The sequence below is a fragment of the Kastovskya adunca genome (assembly GCF_059505785.1).
In genome coordinates, this window is the sequence record NZ_JCACLG010000041.1 from 17,044 (window position 1) to 32,574 (window position 15,531).

A 15,531-nucleotide genomic window follows, 5' to 3' on the forward strand; every position below is an offset into this window, starting at 1 on the left:
GATGGGGAAGAGAGTGCCGAGTTGTGAGTTATTTCCTCGGATTGGTTTCCCCACTCTCGATTAACCGATCGCCTCGGTTTTTCACCTCCTGGACAGCGAGACGCCAGCGCTACAATTGCGGCTCTCCTACAGGGTTAGTAAAACATGATTTGTCGCAGAACAAAGGCTAAAACAGTGGTGACGCAGACAATAACTAACTGCCCAGGTAGGGGATAGCAGGAATATCTCACGACCGCCCCTAGTAGGGGCCCTAGCCCAGTGGTTGTCCAGGTAAAGGAGTGGAAAACAATTAAATAACCTATCCCGTAGAGGTGAATCGTTAGCAGACCACACAGACAGCTAAAGGCTAAGGATTCTAGCCTTGGGGGCAGTCGAAAGGCGAGCAGTCCGCAAACCCAGGCACCTGCAATAAAGCCGAGTAAGTAGCCGAAGCTCGGCTCTTTGAGATAGGTAATGCCACCACCTTGGGAAAAGACGGGGAACCAGGTTATTCCCAACACTACATAGGCAATTTGGGAAAGTGCCCCCGCATTTTTTCCTCCCAAGCAACCCGCCAACAGTACCGCTCCGATTTGATAAGTAACACCCAGCGAGTGAGTTTGAATGCCTTGCTGGGCCCACTCCCATGGCGCGTTGGGTACAAAGGCTTCGAGAAATGTTCCACCAATCGTTAGCAGTAAGCCAATCAGCGCCCACAGAAGTTCGTTGGGAGCAGACACAGTTAACAAGGGACTAAAACAGAAACAGGCAAGAGTCTACAAGCGTACTCGTTTTTTACTCTCTACTAAACTCACCCGGAATCGGTGCCTCGCCGCCTTGAAGTCCTAATTCTTCAAGCATGGCGTGGTCTAACGCTGGGGGTTGACCCATTGTTGTGAGGTAGTGACCAATCAGCATAGCATTGATGCCAGACTTTAAACCCAAAGCTTGGAGGTTGCCCATCACGGCTTCGCGTCCACCCGCATAGCGGAGAATTTGCTGGGGAAGGATGAAGCGGAAGATAGCGATCGCTTTTAAGGCTTCATAGGGGTCGAGTTGGGGACGCTCTTCTAAGGGCGTTCCCGGTCTAGCCGTGAGTAAGTTTATCGGCACTGATTCAACATCCAAGTCTCGCAGTGTCAGGGCTAAATCTACCCGGTCTTCCCAGCTTTCCCCCATGCCCAAAATACCGCCAGTACAGGCTTGAATACCTGCTGCTTTTAGGTTCTTGATTGTCTCGACGCGATCGCGCCAGGAATGGGTGGTAACGATTTCTGGGAAAAAGTTCTCCGACGCTTCCAAATTGTGGTTATAGCGCGTCACCCCTACCTCTTTGAGGGCTTGTGCCTGTTCTGGCGTCACCTCTCCTAAGGCACAGCAGGGCTTGATACTTGTTTGAGCAATAATTTCTCGGACTGTCTCCAGAATTTGTGCAAACTCTGGGGATTTTGAGCTGCTATATTTTGGGCCTCGTCCTTGACTTACTAGGCAAAAACGCTTTGCCCCTGCCAGTTCAGCCGATTTCGCTTGTGCCAGAATTTCTTCTTGAGACTTTAAGCCGTAAATTGGTGAATCATTGCTCGGATGGTGAGCCGATTGAGCGCAAAAACCACAATTTTCTGAGCAGTTGCCGGACTTAACATTAATAATGCTGCACAAGTCTACAGTATTGCCGCAGCACGCTTGGCGGATGCGATCGGCGGCGGCACAAAGCAACAAAATATTTTCTTGATCTTCAATTTCCGTAAGGGCAAGCGCTTCTTCTCGCTCGATCTGCTCTCCGGTAACAATCCGCTCAACCAGGTTGTTTAGCCATTCACCCAAGTCTGGCTTTGGTTCTCCAGAAGCCGGAGCACTATATGGCTGGCGGGACGACGTTGATAAAGGCGCTTGAACCACGCTGAGACCTCACAAATCGCGTTGTGCGATTAGACCAATCGCGATTCAGAGTCTACCCCAGTTTGTTGTGCATAAACAACATCTGCAGCTTTTGCACGTAATTATTTAGCCTCAACAGGCATCAGTGGAGATCGATACGGTCGTGATCTGTCCGTTACCAATCCGAGATAGGATTAACCTAAATTTTAAATTGCTGTACTTTGTGTAAATTATGGTTATGAAGCGCTACTTATCATGTCTATTCGCCCTGGTTTTGGTTGTTGTAGTTGGCTTAACGGGATGTTCTGATAACGGAACGGGTTTGACAGGGAATTACCGCCAAGACACTCTGACTGTGTTGCAATCTTTAAAAACAGCAATTGAATTACCTGAGGATGCACCAGATAAAGCAGCCGTTCAGATGACAGCGCGTCAACAAATCAATGATTTCGCCTCTCGCTATCGTCGCGATAGTGCCGTTGCCAATCTCAGCTCCTTTACAACAATGAGAACGGCATTAAATTCTCTAGCAGGTCATTACAGTTCCTATCCCAACCGTCCTTTACCCCAGAAGCTCAAAACACGTTTGCTTCAAGAGTTGCAGCAGGTTGAGGGTGCCCTACGGCGTGAAGGATAGTATAAAGCTGACTAGGGTGTGGCTTTACCCGTTGATCCCTGAACCCCTTTTTAATTGAAAATACAAATGTTAAAACAAGGGTTTGAGCAATCAAGCCCTTATTTTCATCGGGGTGTAGCTCAAAAATGGCTCAATTTTACTGGAACTGTGGAATAAACATCAAAGTCAATTAATTTCACAGTTCCTGATATGATCCTGAACCAGTTGTATCAGTTAACGAGTCCTGGTTTTGTATCCCGATGTTTCAAAAAATCTAAGCATGTCTAATTGGTTGATGGGATTGGTGCTAGGTTCGGCGTCCGTGCCACTGCAAATATTTCGGACAAGCCAGCAACAAAGACTCTCGCGCGGTTTAGTGTCGCTGTTGATGGTCAGTAGTAGCTTGATTAGCCAGGTAGGAATGACCCAATCTGCTCAGGCTCAAACCTTGGCATACTGCCAGTTAAATGCCGAGGCGATCGCTGAAAAAGAAAGCTTACGAACCAGCTCCCTCAAAGGCAACAAAGAGGCTCTAGACGGCTATAAAGCGATTGTAAACAAACATGCTGATAGCTTGCAGCAGTGCCGCCGTCGCACTTGGCCCCGCGACCAAGCAATTTGGTTGCGCCTGTACCCCTGTGATGCTAAGGAAGGTGCGGTAGATGACATCCTAGACCGGATTGTTAATCGCGGCTACAACCAAGTCTATGTCGAGGTATTTTTCGATAGCCAAGTGCTGCTACCTGCCTCGGATAACCCTACCCCTTGGGCGTCAGCCCTACGAAACTCAGGGACAGAGAACGTTGATTTATTAGCCCAGGTGATTCAAAAGGGACACGAACGGGGTCTGCGGGTCTATGCCTGGATGTTTACGATGAACTTTGGCTACTCTTACTCCCAGCGTTCAGATCGACAAAGGGTACTGGCGCGCAATGGTAGGGGAGAAACCAGTTTGTCTTTTGTCAAAGATGGCTCTCAAGCTTTCGTTGACCCCTACAACCAGCAAGCCAAGACCGACTATTACCGACTAGTCCAGGCTGTTCTAAAACGTAAGCCAGATGGTATTTTATTTGACTATATTCGCTACCCCCGTGGCTCAGGGTCTGACTCAGTCGCTACGCGAGTAGAAGATTTGTGGATTTATGGGGACGCGGCGAAACAAGCTCTGTACGACCGCGCCCTCAACAGCAAAGGACGGGAACTGATTCAGCGTTATATCAGCAAAGGCAGCATCAATAGCAGTGATATAGCAGCGATAAATAGTCTCTACCCGGATGAAGGCGCACCTCTTTGGCAAGGTCGCAACCCTTCAGGGAATGACACTGTCGCCTCTTTGCAATGGCAACTTTGGCAACTGAGTGTTGCCCATGCGGCTCAAGGGGTGCTGGACTTTCTCGCCTTAGCATCGCTACCTGCCCAGCGCAGTGGAATCAAAGCTGGGGCAGTCTTTTTCCCTGACGCCAATCAAGTGGTTGGTCGTGGTGGGTTTGATTCCCGACTCCAGCCGTGGGACAGATTTCCCAGTTCCCTGGAGTGGCACCCCATGGTCTACGGCGTTTGCGGTAATACAGGCTGCATTGATAATTTGGTAAAACGCACTCTTGATGGTGCCTTATCCGGCGGAGCGCAGGTAATTCCTGCTCTGGCGGGGGCCTGGGGACAATCTGTTAGTAATCGTCCATCCCTGGAAGCACAAATGAGTAGCCTGCGGCAGTTTGCCCCCCAGGTTAACTCGGTGAGCCATTTTGCTTTTTCCTGGCAAGAGCCTCAGTTCGATCGCGATCGCAAGTTCTGTCAATAAGAGGGATAGTTTGAGAAAGTCAGGGGAAGCGATCGCTTCCCCCTTTGTTTAAGCCACTACGAAATTCACCAATTTCCCAGGCACAACAATGACTTTTTTAATTTCCTTGCCGTCGATGTAGCGCTGGGCAACTTCCGAATCGCGAGCATACTGTTCTAAGGCTTGCTTATCAGCCTGCGCCGGAACTTGAATCGTGCCACGGGTTTTACCCATAATTTGAATCACCAAAGTAATTTCATCAGCCACCAAAGCCGTTGGGTCAACCTGCGGCCAAGCTTGAGTATGCACGGATTCACCATTACCGATCAGGTGCCACAATTCCTCAGCCATGTGAGGAGCAAAGGGAGCCAAGAGCAGCATCAGCGTTTCCATGCCTTCGGCATAGATTGGGGAGTCTTTACAACTGGCATCCGTGAGGGCATTACTCAGTTTCATCAATTCGGAAACAGCCGTATTGAACTGATAGTTGCTCTCTAAATCCTCAGTGACTTCTTTAATAGCGGTGTGAATGGCACGGCGCAAGTCTTTTTGTGCTTTATTCAATTCTCCCGCTTGGGGATTGGGGCTAGGAGAGAGGCGGCCAAAATCAGTTACCAACCGCCAGACACGGTTGAGGAAGCGGAACTGTCCCTCTACATCAGCATCGTCCCATTCCAAATCCTTTTCTGGCGGCGCTTTAAACAAGATGAACATCCGAGCAGTGTCGGCACCGTACTTGGTCAGTACTTCTTCTGGTGCGATGCCGTTGTACTTGGACTTGGACATTTTTTCATAAGTGACCTCCAGCGCGTCCCCAGTTTCTGGATCTTTCGGGTCAGCAGAGTCAATCTCTGTCGGGACGTAGTACTTGCCCGTTTTGGGGTTTTTATAAGTGGTGTTTTGCACCATACCTTGGGTGAGCAAGCTTTGGAAGGGTTCGTCAAAATCGAGTAAACCGCGATCGCGCAACACCTTGGTCACAAAGCGCGAGTACAACAAGTGCAAAATCGCATGTTCAATTCCCCCGACATACTGATCGACGGGCATCCAGTTATTCGTTTTTGCGGAGTCAAAGATTTGAGACTCGTTCCTGGCATCTGGGTAACGCAAGAAATACCACGAGGAATCAATAAAGGTATCCATCGTGTCAGTTTCTCGCTTGGCAGGTGTCCCGCAGCTCGGACAAGGGACATTTACCCAATGTTCCAACTGAGACAGTGGCGACGCACCCCGACCGCTAAACTCGACATCTTCCGGCAACTCCACAGGCAAATCGGCTTCCGGTACTGGCACCGTGCCACAGTTAGGGCAGTGAATGACTGGAATCGGCGCACCCCAGTAGCGTTGCCGGGAGATTAACCAATCCCGCAGGCGATACTGAATGCGTGCTTTCCCGATTTTTTGCCTCTCGGCGTATTTAATCACCTCTTCCTTGGCTAGGGGAGATTCCATCCCATTGAAGAGGTCAGAATTGACAACAATTCCCGGCTCGGTGTAAGCCTGCTTCGGAGATGCCTTAATGTCTGCCGCATCTGCCCGCACAATCACCACTTTGATTGGCAAGTTCTGCTCCGTGGCAAATTGGAAGTCCCGCACATCGTGAGCTGGAACGCCCATTACTGCCCCTGTACCGTACTCGTACAGCACGTAATCGGCAATCCAAATCGGAATTTCTTCTCCCGTAAAGGGATTAATCGCTTTGCCCCCTGTTGGGATGCCCTGCTTGGGTTTATCTTCGGCAGTTCGTTCTAATTCGCTTTGGTTCGCTACTTCTTGAATGAAGGCATCAACCGCTGCGGCGCGCTCGCTTGTTGTCACTAGCTGCGTCAGGGGATGCTCTGGTGCCAGGACAACGTAGGTGACACCATAAACGGTATCGGGACGGGTGGTAAACACACCAATTTTTTCGTCCATCCCCACGATGGGAAACTCTAAGTAAGCTCCGACAGATTTGCCAATCCAGTTTGCCTGCATCAGCTTGACCCTCTCTGGCCAACCTGTCAATTTGTCGAGGTCATTCAGCAATTCTTCAGCGTAGTCGGTGATTTTGAGGAACCACTGCCGCAACAACTTACGCTCTACCTTGGCTCCACTACGCCAGGAGCGACCTTCACTATCAACTTGCTCGTTTGCCAAAACGGTCTGGTCAATCGGGTCCCAGTTAACTGCGGCTTCTTTTTGATACGCCAAGCCTGCTTGGAGAAACTGCAAGAAAATCCACTGCGTCCACTTGTAGTAGTCCGGCGAACAGGTGGCGACTTCCCGGTTCCAGTCGTAGGAAAGCCCCAACCGTTTCAACTCAGCACGCATCTGAGCAATGTTGGCGTCAGTCCATTTGGCAGGATGAATGCCCCGCTGAATAGCCGCATTTTCGGCGGGCAAGCCAAAGGCATCCCACCCCATTGGATGAAGCACCCTGAACCCTTGCATGCGACGAATTCGGGCAATTACATCCGTAATTGTGTAGTTACGGACATGGCCCATATGCAGGTTGCCGGAGGGATAGGGAAACATAGACAGCGCATAAAATTTTGGCTTGTCTACCTCTGTGGGAGCTTGATCTAAACCCAATTTATCCCACTGCTGTTGCCATTTTTCCTCTATCTCTGCCGGGTTGTAACGTGACTCCACGAAAGAATCTCCTGGATAATTAACCTTGTCCAATTCAACAATTGTGGCATATCCAGTTAATTACAGGGCTTGGCGGCTGCCCTCTGGGCAACAAAATCTCAAGATAAAGATGATGGTAGAAAATTTGCGCGTGTTTGTTTACGGAACTCTCAAGCCGGGAGAGGTAAATTATCAGCGTTACTGTGCGGGAAGAACAATTGAGGAAAAGAGCGCGATCGCCTGGGGTCAACTTTTTGATCTCCCGTGCGGTTATCCAGCAATGATTCTCGGCAATCAGCAAGTTTACGGCTTCTTACTCACATTTACCGACACAGCCGTTTTAGAGGATTTAGACCGACTAGAAGACTACAACCCACATCGACTACCAGAACAAAACGAATATAATCGGCAGCAAATTGAGGTGTTTGATGGGGCAGGAAAATCCTTAGGCAACGCCTGGGCATATTTTATGACCCCCCAGCAAATCCAACGCGCCAACGGGAGCTTCCTTCCCCAAGGGTGGTGGAGTGGCTATCCATACTCAGAGCAATAGGGGCAAACATCGTTCGCCCCTAAGCTTTCTTTAAAGTCAAATAGCTAGATTTGATATTAGTTGATAGTAGAACTTGCTAGTTCACGTTTGTTTGAGCGGAGTTTTGGGTAGCGGAGGGGTCAGCAAATGCACCGGAAGCGGGAGAGGCAACAGGTGCTTTGGGAATTTCGACTACAGGTCGATTGAGGGCAATCATCAAGGGTTCTTGAGCCGCCTCTTCTGGTGCTTGAGCAAATTGTGGGACTAAGGATTGGCTACCTGGAAAAAGTCCTGTCAAGGCACTGACAAAAACAGCCGCGATCGCTGTACCACCCCAAGCTGCCCACCGAATAGTCCGGCGGCGTTCAAGGCGTGAAAAAACGTGATCGGCGACTTGTTGTGCCGATTGTTCGCGGGGGACGGGTAGAGTCTGTATTCCCTGACGTAGTCTGAGCAGCCGGGAATGCAAACGTTGCATATCCGGATCGGCTGCTAGCAGCTCTTGCACTTGCTTTCGCTCTGTTGCTGTCACCTCACCATCTAAGTAGGCACTTAGCAGTTCAAAGCCATCGCGTTGCAGGATATCCAATTCGTTAGGACTCCGCTGCTTAGAATGTTTACGAGCGTCAAAATTGGAGGTCATTTTTGCGTCACCGCCGAGTCATACCAAGCGCTCTTACAAAGCTTAGTCTATACATCTCATCATACAAAGAACAACCATTCATGGAAATGGTTCCCGAGATGGATTCTGACTTCAACACCCATCTAAGTAATTTTGCAGTTGAAGTTGCAGCCGAGAACGCGCCCGTGCAATTCTTGACTTGACTGTTCCGAGGGAAACACCTGTAATTTCGGCAATTTCCTCATAGGCCATGCCTTCGATTTCTCTAAGGACAATTGTCGTGCGGAATACTTCTGGTAAGTCCGCGATGCACAAGCGCAGTTGTTCGTAAAATTCACGGGTCGCCATATCATCATCTGGGCTGGGATTATCGGAGGCGATTTCCCAGTCCATCTCCCCATCGTCCATACGACGGGGCGCATCTAATGATAGGGGTGGTGCTACCCGTTTGCGTTTGCGTAACTCATCGTAAAACAGGTTGGTCGCAATGCGACTTAACCAGCCTCGAAATTTGACTGGCTCCTGCAAACGCTTAATGTTGCGGTACACTCGAATCCAAACTTCTTGAGCCAAGTCAGCTCGATCCTGCCAATCCGGAGCAAGATGGTACAGAATTTTGTCTACGTGGGATTGATACCGACGTAGGAGTTCGGCAAAGGCGACACGATCAGGACGGATTCCCGTCTGACAGTGCAAAATCAAGTCGTAGTTCGAGAGTTTTTCGGGTTGCACCGGTACTTGAGGAGCAGTTGCCTCAACCGTTGACCAGGATACAGGAATCGATTGGCTCATGGATGAAATGTGGGAGAACGAACATCCTTCTTCCCCAAGACACCCTACTTGCTTTTAAAGTTCCCGTTGATAGATCAGCGTACAATGGCATTTTTACAAACAATTGACAAGTTATAGTCAGCAAATGAATCATGATCTCAGTGAGGAAAACTTAAAACATCCTCCTAGAGTGGTAGTTACTCGATAGCTAGAAATTTTTCAAAATTCCTAACTTAGTTTTTGTCTGAAGGCTAGTCTGGTGTGTTATTGCTTGTAAAAGATGCCTAATGGGCAGTTAGGTTTATACTCAAACCCAGTGTACGTCAGGCGGGAATTTAAAGAGCCGGGGTCTTGGGAGCTATATATAGTTCTCGCCGACAGGCAACGTCTCCGGAAACTTAGCTTGAAAAAAGATGTGATGATCAATCACGAGCGCAGAAAAACCGATAACTCTTTCACCCGTTAGCCTTTCTCCCCTACCCTCCGTACTAAATAACGTTAAATCTGAAAAACCAATACCCATTGAGGATTAGGCTAGGGGTAGAAGTTTTGATTCCTTTGTTCCGTGTGTAACGCTGTCGAGACTGAATTGCTGTTAAAGCAGTAGGTAACGAAAAATTTTAAGGAGTCGTAGCTAAATGCGTGACTGGAAACAGCAAATCACCATCTTATTAGCAGAAGAGTCTGCCAATGACCAGCACTTAGTCAGGCAGGCGCTGCAAGAAAGTAGCTTACCCGGTGAAATGCGTGTCGTTCAGAACGCAGAGGAACTACTGGACTATCTTTACCACCGCAATCAATTTAGCGAACTCGCCAATTCACCACAACCGAATCTGATTTTGCTGGATTTATATTTGCCAAATCTAGAGTGTTCGCAGGTGCTACAGCAAATTAAAGCTGACCCGAAGTTGCGGCGCATCCCCGTTGTGATCCTCACGAGTTCATCAGCAGACGAAGATATCCGCCGTAGCTATGAACTGGGTGCCAGTTCTTATCTCACTAAGCCAGTAACATTTGAATCATTGGTCGAGCTAATGAATACTTTAAGAGAGTACTGGTTTGAAGTGGTGGAACTACCGCCAGCCAATAATTAATGAATCAAGGAGACTCTCTCCCGATAGCTCGCGATATTTCTACCTTCTACTACTAGGGGTAAACTTCTATTTGTGCAGTCAATAATTGGATCGGGATCATGGCAAGCAATGACTCACTTTCACATAGCTTTATGCTGATGAGCTTTGGGGCGGCGGGTGTCTTGTTTTTTATGGCTGTCCAGCCGAAGCCTGCTCAACAATCCTCAGAGCCTAAAACAGTTGTCGCCGCACTTCCCACGCCGCCGCAATCCTCCTCTAGAAAAACCTCAGCGTCTACTGTATCTAAAGCATCTCTCCTAACGCCCTACATGAAATGGGCTGCCGCTTCCTTAACTACCCGACTAGTGGTTGATTTAAGTGATGCCCAAGTCTACCTTTATTGGGGCGATCAACAATTGGCGAGCTACCCAGTTGCGGTTGGTCAACCCGGATGGGAAACTCCGACAGGAACGTTTAAAGTTATCCATCAGCAACGTAATCCTGTGTGGCAACAGCCGATTACGGGTGAGTTGATAAAAAATAGCCCGAAAAATCCGTTAGGCGATCGCTGGATTGGATTTTGGTCTGATGGGCGTCATCAGATTGGCTTTCATGGGACGAATCAAGAAGCTCTGGTAGGGCAGGCAGTATCCCACGGCTGCTTGCGGATGCGAAACCAGGATATCCGCGCTCTCTACGAGCAAGTAAGTCCTGGGACACCCGTGATTGTTAAGGAATAAAAAGATATTTATCGTTGATATATTATCTGTATTGGAATACCCAAATAATCACTAATTCATGGGCTAACCATCCTACTGCTTCTGATTGAATGTTGGTATTAGTTCTAAGTTGATATTTTTGTAGAGATTATATTTCTTACATTCACTTAAGTAGTTTACTTTGAGAGGTTTTACTCTTCCTTGCTAAAGCGGGAGTTAACTCAACAGGCGGTGATGATACTGCACCCCACTGAGTTACTAAACCGCGTAACAGAGATTCTTGTTCTGTGCGAAACATCTGCAAACTGCCGCCAGCGTTCATAATGGCAAACCAGATAGTGCCCTGCTGTTGTGTTGGTAATGCTCCGGCTAAGGAACTGACCCGATCAAGACTGCCTGATTTCACGACGGCTAAAGGAGGTAGCGATCGCTGACTTAAAATGCCTTCATCCTGCCCGACAACCGTAAATACATCAGCAACCGTCATCCCAGAGGGCTGTAAATAGCGTTCAATGGCTAAAAACATTGCTACAGCAGCACGAGGGGAGATGCGATTTTCTTCCCCCAAGCCAGAACCATTGATCAGGCTAATTTCTGCGGGCGGAACCCCAGCGGCACTGGCGGCTTTTTGGGCGACGACTTTTGCTCCCCCGACAGAATCTGCCAGCATCTGGGCCATTTTGTTATTGCTATAGCTGTTCATCTTTTTCAGCAGTTCAGCTAAGGGGTAAGAAGTATGGCGCACTATTGGCTCGACGTTAGCCGGAAGGGAAGAAGCCACCTGTACTCCTCCCGCGATCGCTACTTGGGGGCGTGGCGTCCCTGGCGGCAAGGTCTGATACTGGCTCAGGGCTTCGGCTGACCAAGTTTGAGCGTTTAACCCTTGCTTGAGCAGATTTCCTGACTTCATCGGGTCAGACTCAAAGTTCATGTAGAACTTGTCAACAATAATGAGATTGCCCGTTACTTGCTTGATACCGCTTTGATTTAAGAGATTACCAACCGCGATCGCTTCTTCCCACACAAATAAGGGGTCTTCTCCCCCCTGAACAACCAAATCTCCCTCTAATACCCCGTTTTCAATTGCTCCGGTTGTTCCAATTAGCGTCACAAACTGGCGCTCAGTACCAAAGGTAGAAAGGGCGGCAAGAGTCGTCGCCACCTTCGTTATAGAAGCAGCAGGCAGAGGCACTGTACCTTGATGATTTGCTAACAGAGTATCCCCGGTTTGTATCCATACGCCCTGGCTGTCCCTAGCAAATCCCTGGGATGCCAACGTATTCACATATTGGTCAATTAGAGGGGTAACGATATTAGCAATCTCTGCTGGTAGTACCAAAGGAACAGTTTTTGCCGCAACAGACAAGGCGTCATTTGGGTTCATCGGTGACGGAGAAGCCTCGGAGAGGGGTGCCGAGGTTGTAGTTTTTGGGGAATTCGCCGTAGAACAGCCAACCAATAGTGTCAGCAGACTGGCAGAGAGTGCAGCCGTTAGCGATCGGGTTTTGGGCATTTTACTGTCTGAGTTCAAATCCACTATGAGACCATAAATTCTACCTAGCATTTACTACCTACGTGCTACTAAAAATTGCATCCGATATTGACGTAGGGATACTAATCGCGATCGCCTCCATCCATTTCAGAGTCGTCGTATATCCACATCGGTTTAACCCCGCGTGAATGCCTGAAGCCAAGTTTTTCGTAGAAAGGGATAGCATTATCTACTGCAAGCAATATCTGCTGATGAAAATTAGCATAACGGCTTTGAAGATGTCGCATTATCTCTCGTCCTATCCCCTTGTTTTGATAGGACGGCAACACCAATAGGTGAGAGTAGTAAACAACAAGTGCCCCATCCGAAATAGCGTTCCCAAGTCCGACTAGTAAATCCTGATGCCATGCTGAGATTACCGTTTGAGAGTTTGTGAGAGCTAACAAAAGTTCATCAGGTTTCTCTGCTGCCGACCATCCACATTGTGAATAAAGATCGATCACCAGATCGCGAGGGAGTTCTGATTTTTCACGATACTCAATTTCTTCAAAAATCATCACTACTGCTGCGGAACTAGAGTACTAGGATAAATTCGCCAAGTAATCGTCTGGAACGATACCTCGGTAAGTGGTTCGCCAAGTGTCTATGTGGATTCGGGCAATTAAAGGAATGTCGGCTAGCGTAGCTTCTCGCACAACCATGGACAAGCACATGTACAGACACCTAACTAATCCTGGACGTACTCTTGTCCGCTAACTAAAGCCTGTTCAGCTCGAACAAATTCCCGTCCTAAATAGGCGGCATGAGCGAGCAGAGAAACGGGGCAAGGGTTAGTTTCTTCAAAAATTTTCACAGAAAGTTCTTTTGCTGTTCTGCCTGCGTATAGGGTTGCTTGAGGACGTTCTACTTTTTCCCGTGCTGAAATAACTTTGCCCGTGTCTGGATCGACTGCCAAACCCTTTTCATTGATCACGTTCGTATAATGTTTGGCACAAATTAATCCGGCATCCCGATCCAGATAAATAATAAAATATCCGTCTGGGTCAAGGTCAATATGGCGTTTTGAGAGCTTCTCGTCAACTGTGGTTAGGGCGTCTGTGGTTTGATGCATATCTCAGTATTGATTATTTCAGCTCAGAGTTTCTGATTTTTTTCAAGTCGGCAATGAACCTATTTCTAGTTTAGAAGTTGATTGCTCTATTCAGAGAATTAGAAGTTGGTATATTCCATTTCTCAACCCAGTAGAGTCTATCTACAATTTAGTATTCTTCTTTTTGTCCTGGCGTCCTTTGCTCTGCGAAAATATCGGCATACTTCACGCTAACTGAGAATGGCTATAGGAAAAATATTGTTCATTAGACAGCACTAAGGTTGACACTACCCACCCAACTGAACAAATTAAGCGGTCACAGAATCAGCCTGTATTAATTAATCAATGGCATCTAGATCGAGAGGAATGTCCCGCTTGCTAAAGGGCAAATCCTGATTGATGGCGTCAATTTCTTCCTGTTCCATCGCATTTACTTCGCCGATGTAGTTATGCAGAATTTGGGCAAGGCGTCGATTGTAGAAGCGGTGCAAGCTGTGGTTGGGGGTGGCGGGGAAGCCGCGACGTTTTTTGTGGCGTCCTCCTGCACCAGGGTCAAAGCTTCGGATGCCGTTGGCGATCGCCCAGTCAATGGGAGTGTAATAGCAGGTGTCAAAATGTAAGCAATCGTACTCTTCAAAGCAGCCCCAGTAGCGCCCGTACAGTTGATCGCCTTTGGTGAGGCAAAATGACATCCCCACCGGACGGTGTTCATCTCCTTCTTGATAGGCGGCGACGAGTAAAACGCGATCGCTGTAATTGGGATAAAGCTGCTCAAAAAATTTGCGGGTGAGGTACTTGCTACCCCAGTAAAACTTGTCGCAGGTGCTGCTGTAGAAGCTGTAAATCAAGGGAAAAACTGATTTAGGAATCTGATCACCTTTGAGGAGTTTGAGGTACAAACCCGCATTCGTCACGGCTTTACGTTCCCGCTTGATATTGCGTCGCTGATTAGCGTTAAAAACTGCCAGGTAATCATCAAAGCTTTGGAAGTTATTGTTTTGCCAAATGTAGCTGTGGTGTAGCCAGCTAGTGAAGCCGTGGCGTTCTATAACCGGACGCCATTGGGGGTCAACAAAGAGGAAGTGACAGCCAGAAAGCTGGTTGCGATCGCAAAAATGGTCAATGGCGACCACCATCATTTCTGTTAATTCAGCCTCATCTTCTCCCGGAGCCATTAAAAATCGATAGCCTGTCGCTGGCGTAAAGGGCGTCATCCCTAGCAGCTTAGGATAGTAGCGAATACCTAGCCGATGGGCAAGATCCGCCCACTGATGGTCAAAAACAAACTCGCCATAACTGTGACCCTTTATATACAACGGGGCGGCAGCAATCAGTTGTCGGTTGCGCCACACGGCTAGGTGATTCGGCAACCATCCCGTTTTTGCCGTCGCACTACCGGATGTTTCGAGGTTATTTAGCCATTCCCATTCTAAAAACGGCGTCTTCAAGGGCAAAGCGAGGGCATCCCACTCTGCCTGGGGAATGTCAGCAATGCGGTTGACCCAGGTAACAGAATACTCAGTCTGGGGGTGTTGAACCATTGGGGAAATCCAGGATAAAAACTTGTTAAAGTCCTGACGAACCAGCATCTACACTCTGATTCAAAAAGCCAAGCTTTATCTAACTTAATACAACCTTTATCTTGGTTGCAGCCGATAGTGCAAAAATACTTCCTGCCCAACAGTTTGGGCACTCAAAAGTTGCAAACGCCGCGCCTGATGCTCCAAAAATCCGCTACCTTCAACTGGGGTAGGGGCTGACGTTCCCCCTAAAACGAGGGGACAAACCGTTAGCCAAAATTCATCAATCAAGTCAGAGGCGAGTAAAGCCGCAACCAACGTGCCACCCCCCAAGACGGCAACTCGTTTTAAACCGAGAGTAGCCAGTTGCTGTAACGCCTCTGTCCAATTCATAACGCCTGCGGTGGCATTAGAAACTAGAATTCGTTCAAAATAAGTCTCTTTTGCTTGTTTCTGCCAATATTCAGCACCAGTTGTAGTGGTTAGTAACCATCGGGGGACAGACTGTTGAAAAAAGCGTAATTCTGGGTCAATTTTGGCGGAGGCGGAACAAACAATCTGTACAGGCTGTGATGGTTTTCCTTGTTGTTGGCGTTGTTCTAAAAGTTGGGGAGTAGAAATGCTCATTGTTGTGCCATAAGCTCGCAAGGTTCCGGCACCAAATAAGACTCCATCAGCTAAAGCAACTTGACGTTCTAGGTGTGCTTGGTCAGCTTCAGAAGAAAAACGCGCAGGCGATCGCTTAACATCAGCAATTTTGCCATCCGTACTCATCGCTAAAACGACTGTCGTTGAGGGTCGTTGCAAAATTAAATTTGTAGTCATATTCACTGAGGCTATTGTGCCAGT

General features: G+C 48.2%; 15 protein-coding genes. 5 read left to right on the forward strand and 10 right to left on the reverse strand.

Translation table 11 applies throughout. The features are described from left to right. Nucleotides 1-134 precede the first annotated feature (134 nt). Nucleotides 135-719, reverse strand: coding sequence for a biotin transporter BioY (locus AC5JR3_RS15420; RefSeq protein WP_495847430.1), 585 nt, complete (start codon nucleotides 717-719; stop codon nucleotides 135-137). A 55-nt stretch (nucleotides 720-774) separates the two neighbouring features. Then, a complete protein-coding gene (gene bioB / locus AC5JR3_RS15425; RefSeq protein WP_495847431.1) occupies nucleotides 775-1,878 on the reverse strand; it encodes a biotin synthase BioB in 1,104 nt (367 codons plus the stop codon). Nucleotides 1,879-2,095: 217 nt separating this feature from the next. On the opposite strand from bioB, the gene psb27 reads away from it, so the two are divergent. Together psb27 and AC5JR3_RS15435 are read left to right on the forward strand one after the other, a co-directional pair. After that, nucleotides 2,096-2,494, forward strand: a complete 399-nt coding sequence (gene psb27 / locus AC5JR3_RS15430; protein WP_495847432.1) for a photosystem II protein Psb27 — start codon at nucleotides 2,096-2,098, stop codon at nucleotides 2,492-2,494. Nucleotides 2,495-2,753: 259 nt separating this feature from the next. Next, nucleotides 2,754-4,274 carry a family 10 glycosylhydrolase gene (locus AC5JR3_RS15435; RefSeq protein ID WP_495847433.1) on the forward strand — a complete coding sequence of 507 codons (1,521 nt, stop codon included), beginning with the start codon at nucleotides 2,754-2,756 and terminating at the stop codon, nucleotides 4,272-4,274. A gap of 48 nt (nucleotides 4,275-4,322) precedes the next feature. On the opposite strand, the gene leuS is transcribed toward AC5JR3_RS15435, so the two are convergent. Continuing rightward, nucleotides 4,323-6,884 (reverse strand): leucine--tRNA ligase, encoded by a 2,562-nt coding sequence (leuS, locus tag AC5JR3_RS15440; RefSeq protein ID WP_495847434.1) that lies wholly within the window; start codon nucleotides 6,882-6,884, stop codon nucleotides 4,323-4,325. A 112-nt stretch (nucleotides 6,885-6,996) separates the two neighbouring features. On the opposite strand from leuS, the gene AC5JR3_RS15445 reads away from it, so the two are divergent. Then, nucleotides 6,997-7,416: a gamma-glutamylcyclotransferase family protein gene (locus tag AC5JR3_RS15445; RefSeq protein WP_495847601.1), complete on the forward strand. Its 420-nt coding sequence runs from the start codon at nucleotides 6,997-6,999 to the stop codon at nucleotides 7,414-7,416. Nucleotides 7,417-7,492: 76 nt separating this feature from the next. On the opposite strand, the gene AC5JR3_RS15450 is transcribed toward AC5JR3_RS15445, so the two are convergent. After that, on the reverse strand, nucleotides 7,493-8,038 hold the full coding sequence (locus AC5JR3_RS15450) for an anti-sigma factor family protein (RefSeq protein WP_495847435.1): 546 nt from the start codon (nucleotides 8,036-8,038) through the stop codon (nucleotides 7,493-7,495). Between the two features lie 111 nt (nucleotides 8,039-8,149). Then, nucleotides 8,150-8,809: a sigma-70 family RNA polymerase sigma factor gene (locus AC5JR3_RS15455; RefSeq protein WP_495847436.1), complete on the reverse strand. Its 660-nt coding sequence runs from the start codon at nucleotides 8,807-8,809 to the stop codon at nucleotides 8,150-8,152. 617 nt (nucleotides 8,810-9,426) lie between these two features. Here AC5JR3_RS15455 and AC5JR3_RS15460 point away from each other — a divergent pair. Both AC5JR3_RS15460 and AC5JR3_RS15465 read left to right on the forward strand, forming a co-directional pair. Further along, complete coding sequence (locus tag AC5JR3_RS15460) at nucleotides 9,427-9,882, forward strand: response regulator (RefSeq protein ID WP_495847437.1); 456 nt, start codon at nucleotides 9,427-9,429, stop codon at nucleotides 9,880-9,882. Between the two features lie 131 nt (nucleotides 9,883-10,013). After that, nucleotides 10,014-10,601, forward strand: a complete 588-nt coding sequence (locus tag AC5JR3_RS15465; protein ID WP_495847438.1) for a L,D-transpeptidase — start codon at nucleotides 10,014-10,016, stop codon at nucleotides 10,599-10,601. A gap of 142 nt (nucleotides 10,602-10,743) precedes the next feature. Here AC5JR3_RS15465 and AC5JR3_RS15470 read toward each other — a convergent pair whose 3' ends face one another. From AC5JR3_RS15470 to AC5JR3_RS15490, 5 genes are all read right to left on the reverse strand, one after another. Next, on the reverse strand, nucleotides 10,744-12,093 hold the full coding sequence (locus AC5JR3_RS15470) for a D-alanyl-D-alanine carboxypeptidase (RefSeq protein ID WP_495847439.1): 1,350 nt from the start codon (nucleotides 12,091-12,093) through the stop codon (nucleotides 10,744-10,746). A 101-nt stretch (nucleotides 12,094-12,194) separates the two neighbouring features. Beyond that, complete coding sequence (locus tag AC5JR3_RS15475) at nucleotides 12,195-12,629, reverse strand: GNAT family N-acetyltransferase (RefSeq protein WP_495847440.1); 435 nt, start codon at nucleotides 12,627-12,629, stop codon at nucleotides 12,195-12,197. A 170-nt stretch (nucleotides 12,630-12,799) separates the two neighbouring features. After that, the gene (locus tag AC5JR3_RS15480; protein ID WP_495847441.1) at nucleotides 12,800-13,183 is read right to left on the reverse strand and encodes a DUF4346 domain-containing protein; all 384 of its coding nucleotides are present in this window, start codon (nucleotides 13,181-13,183) and stop codon (nucleotides 12,800-12,802) included. A 317-nt stretch (nucleotides 13,184-13,500) separates the two neighbouring features. Next, nucleotides 13,501-14,703 (reverse strand): GNAT family N-acetyltransferase, encoded by a 1,203-nt coding sequence (locus AC5JR3_RS15485; RefSeq protein WP_495847442.1) that lies wholly within the window; start codon nucleotides 14,701-14,703, stop codon nucleotides 13,501-13,503. Nucleotides 14,704-14,799: 96 nt separating this feature from the next. Continuing rightward, the gene (locus AC5JR3_RS15490) at nucleotides 14,800-15,507 is read right to left on the reverse strand and encodes a RibD family protein (protein ID WP_495847443.1); all 708 of its coding nucleotides are present in this window, start codon (nucleotides 15,505-15,507) and stop codon (nucleotides 14,800-14,802) included. Nucleotides 15,508-15,531: the final 24 nt, after the last annotated feature.

Coding starts and splice junctions, on each gene's coding strand:
- psb27 (WP_495847432.1), top strand. CDS start 2,096: ATGAAGCGCTACTTATCATGTCTATTCGCCCTGGTTTTGGTTGTTGTA.
- AC5JR3_RS15435 (WP_495847433.1), top strand. CDS start 2,754: ATGTCTAATTGGTTGATGGGATTGGTGCTAGGTTCGGCGTCCGTGCCA.
- AC5JR3_RS15445 (WP_495847601.1), top strand. CDS start 6,997: ATGGTAGAAAATTTGCGCGTGTTTGTTTACGGAACTCTCAAGCCGGGA.
- AC5JR3_RS15450 (WP_495847435.1), bottom strand. CDS start 8,038: ATGACCTCCAATTTTGACGCTCGTAAACATTCTAAGCAGCGGAGTCCT.
- AC5JR3_RS15455 (WP_495847436.1), bottom strand. CDS start 8,809: ATGAGCCAATCGATTCCTGTATCCTGGTCAACGGTTGAGGCAACTGCT.
- AC5JR3_RS15460 (WP_495847437.1), top strand. CDS start 9,427: ATGCGTGACTGGAAACAGCAAATCACCATCTTATTAGCAGAAGAGTCT.
- AC5JR3_RS15465 (WP_495847438.1), top strand. CDS start 10,014: ATGCTGATGAGCTTTGGGGCGGCGGGTGTCTTGTTTTTTATGGCTGTC.
- AC5JR3_RS15470 (WP_495847439.1), bottom strand. CDS start 12,093: ATGCCCAAAACCCGATCGCTAACGGCTGCACTCTCTGCCAGTCTGCTG.
- AC5JR3_RS15475 (WP_495847440.1), bottom strand. CDS start 12,629: ATGATTTTTGAAGAAATTGAGTATCGTGAAAAATCAGAACTCCCTCGC.
- AC5JR3_RS15480 (WP_495847441.1), bottom strand. CDS start 13,183: ATGCATCAAACCACAGACGCCCTAACCACAGTTGACGAGAAGCTCTCA.
- AC5JR3_RS15485 (WP_495847442.1), bottom strand. CDS start 14,703: ATGGTTCAACACCCCCAGACTGAGTATTCTGTTACCTGGGTCAACCGC.
- AC5JR3_RS15490 (WP_495847443.1), bottom strand. CDS start 15,507: ATGACTACAAATTTAATTTTGCAACGACCCTCAACGACAGTCGTTTTA.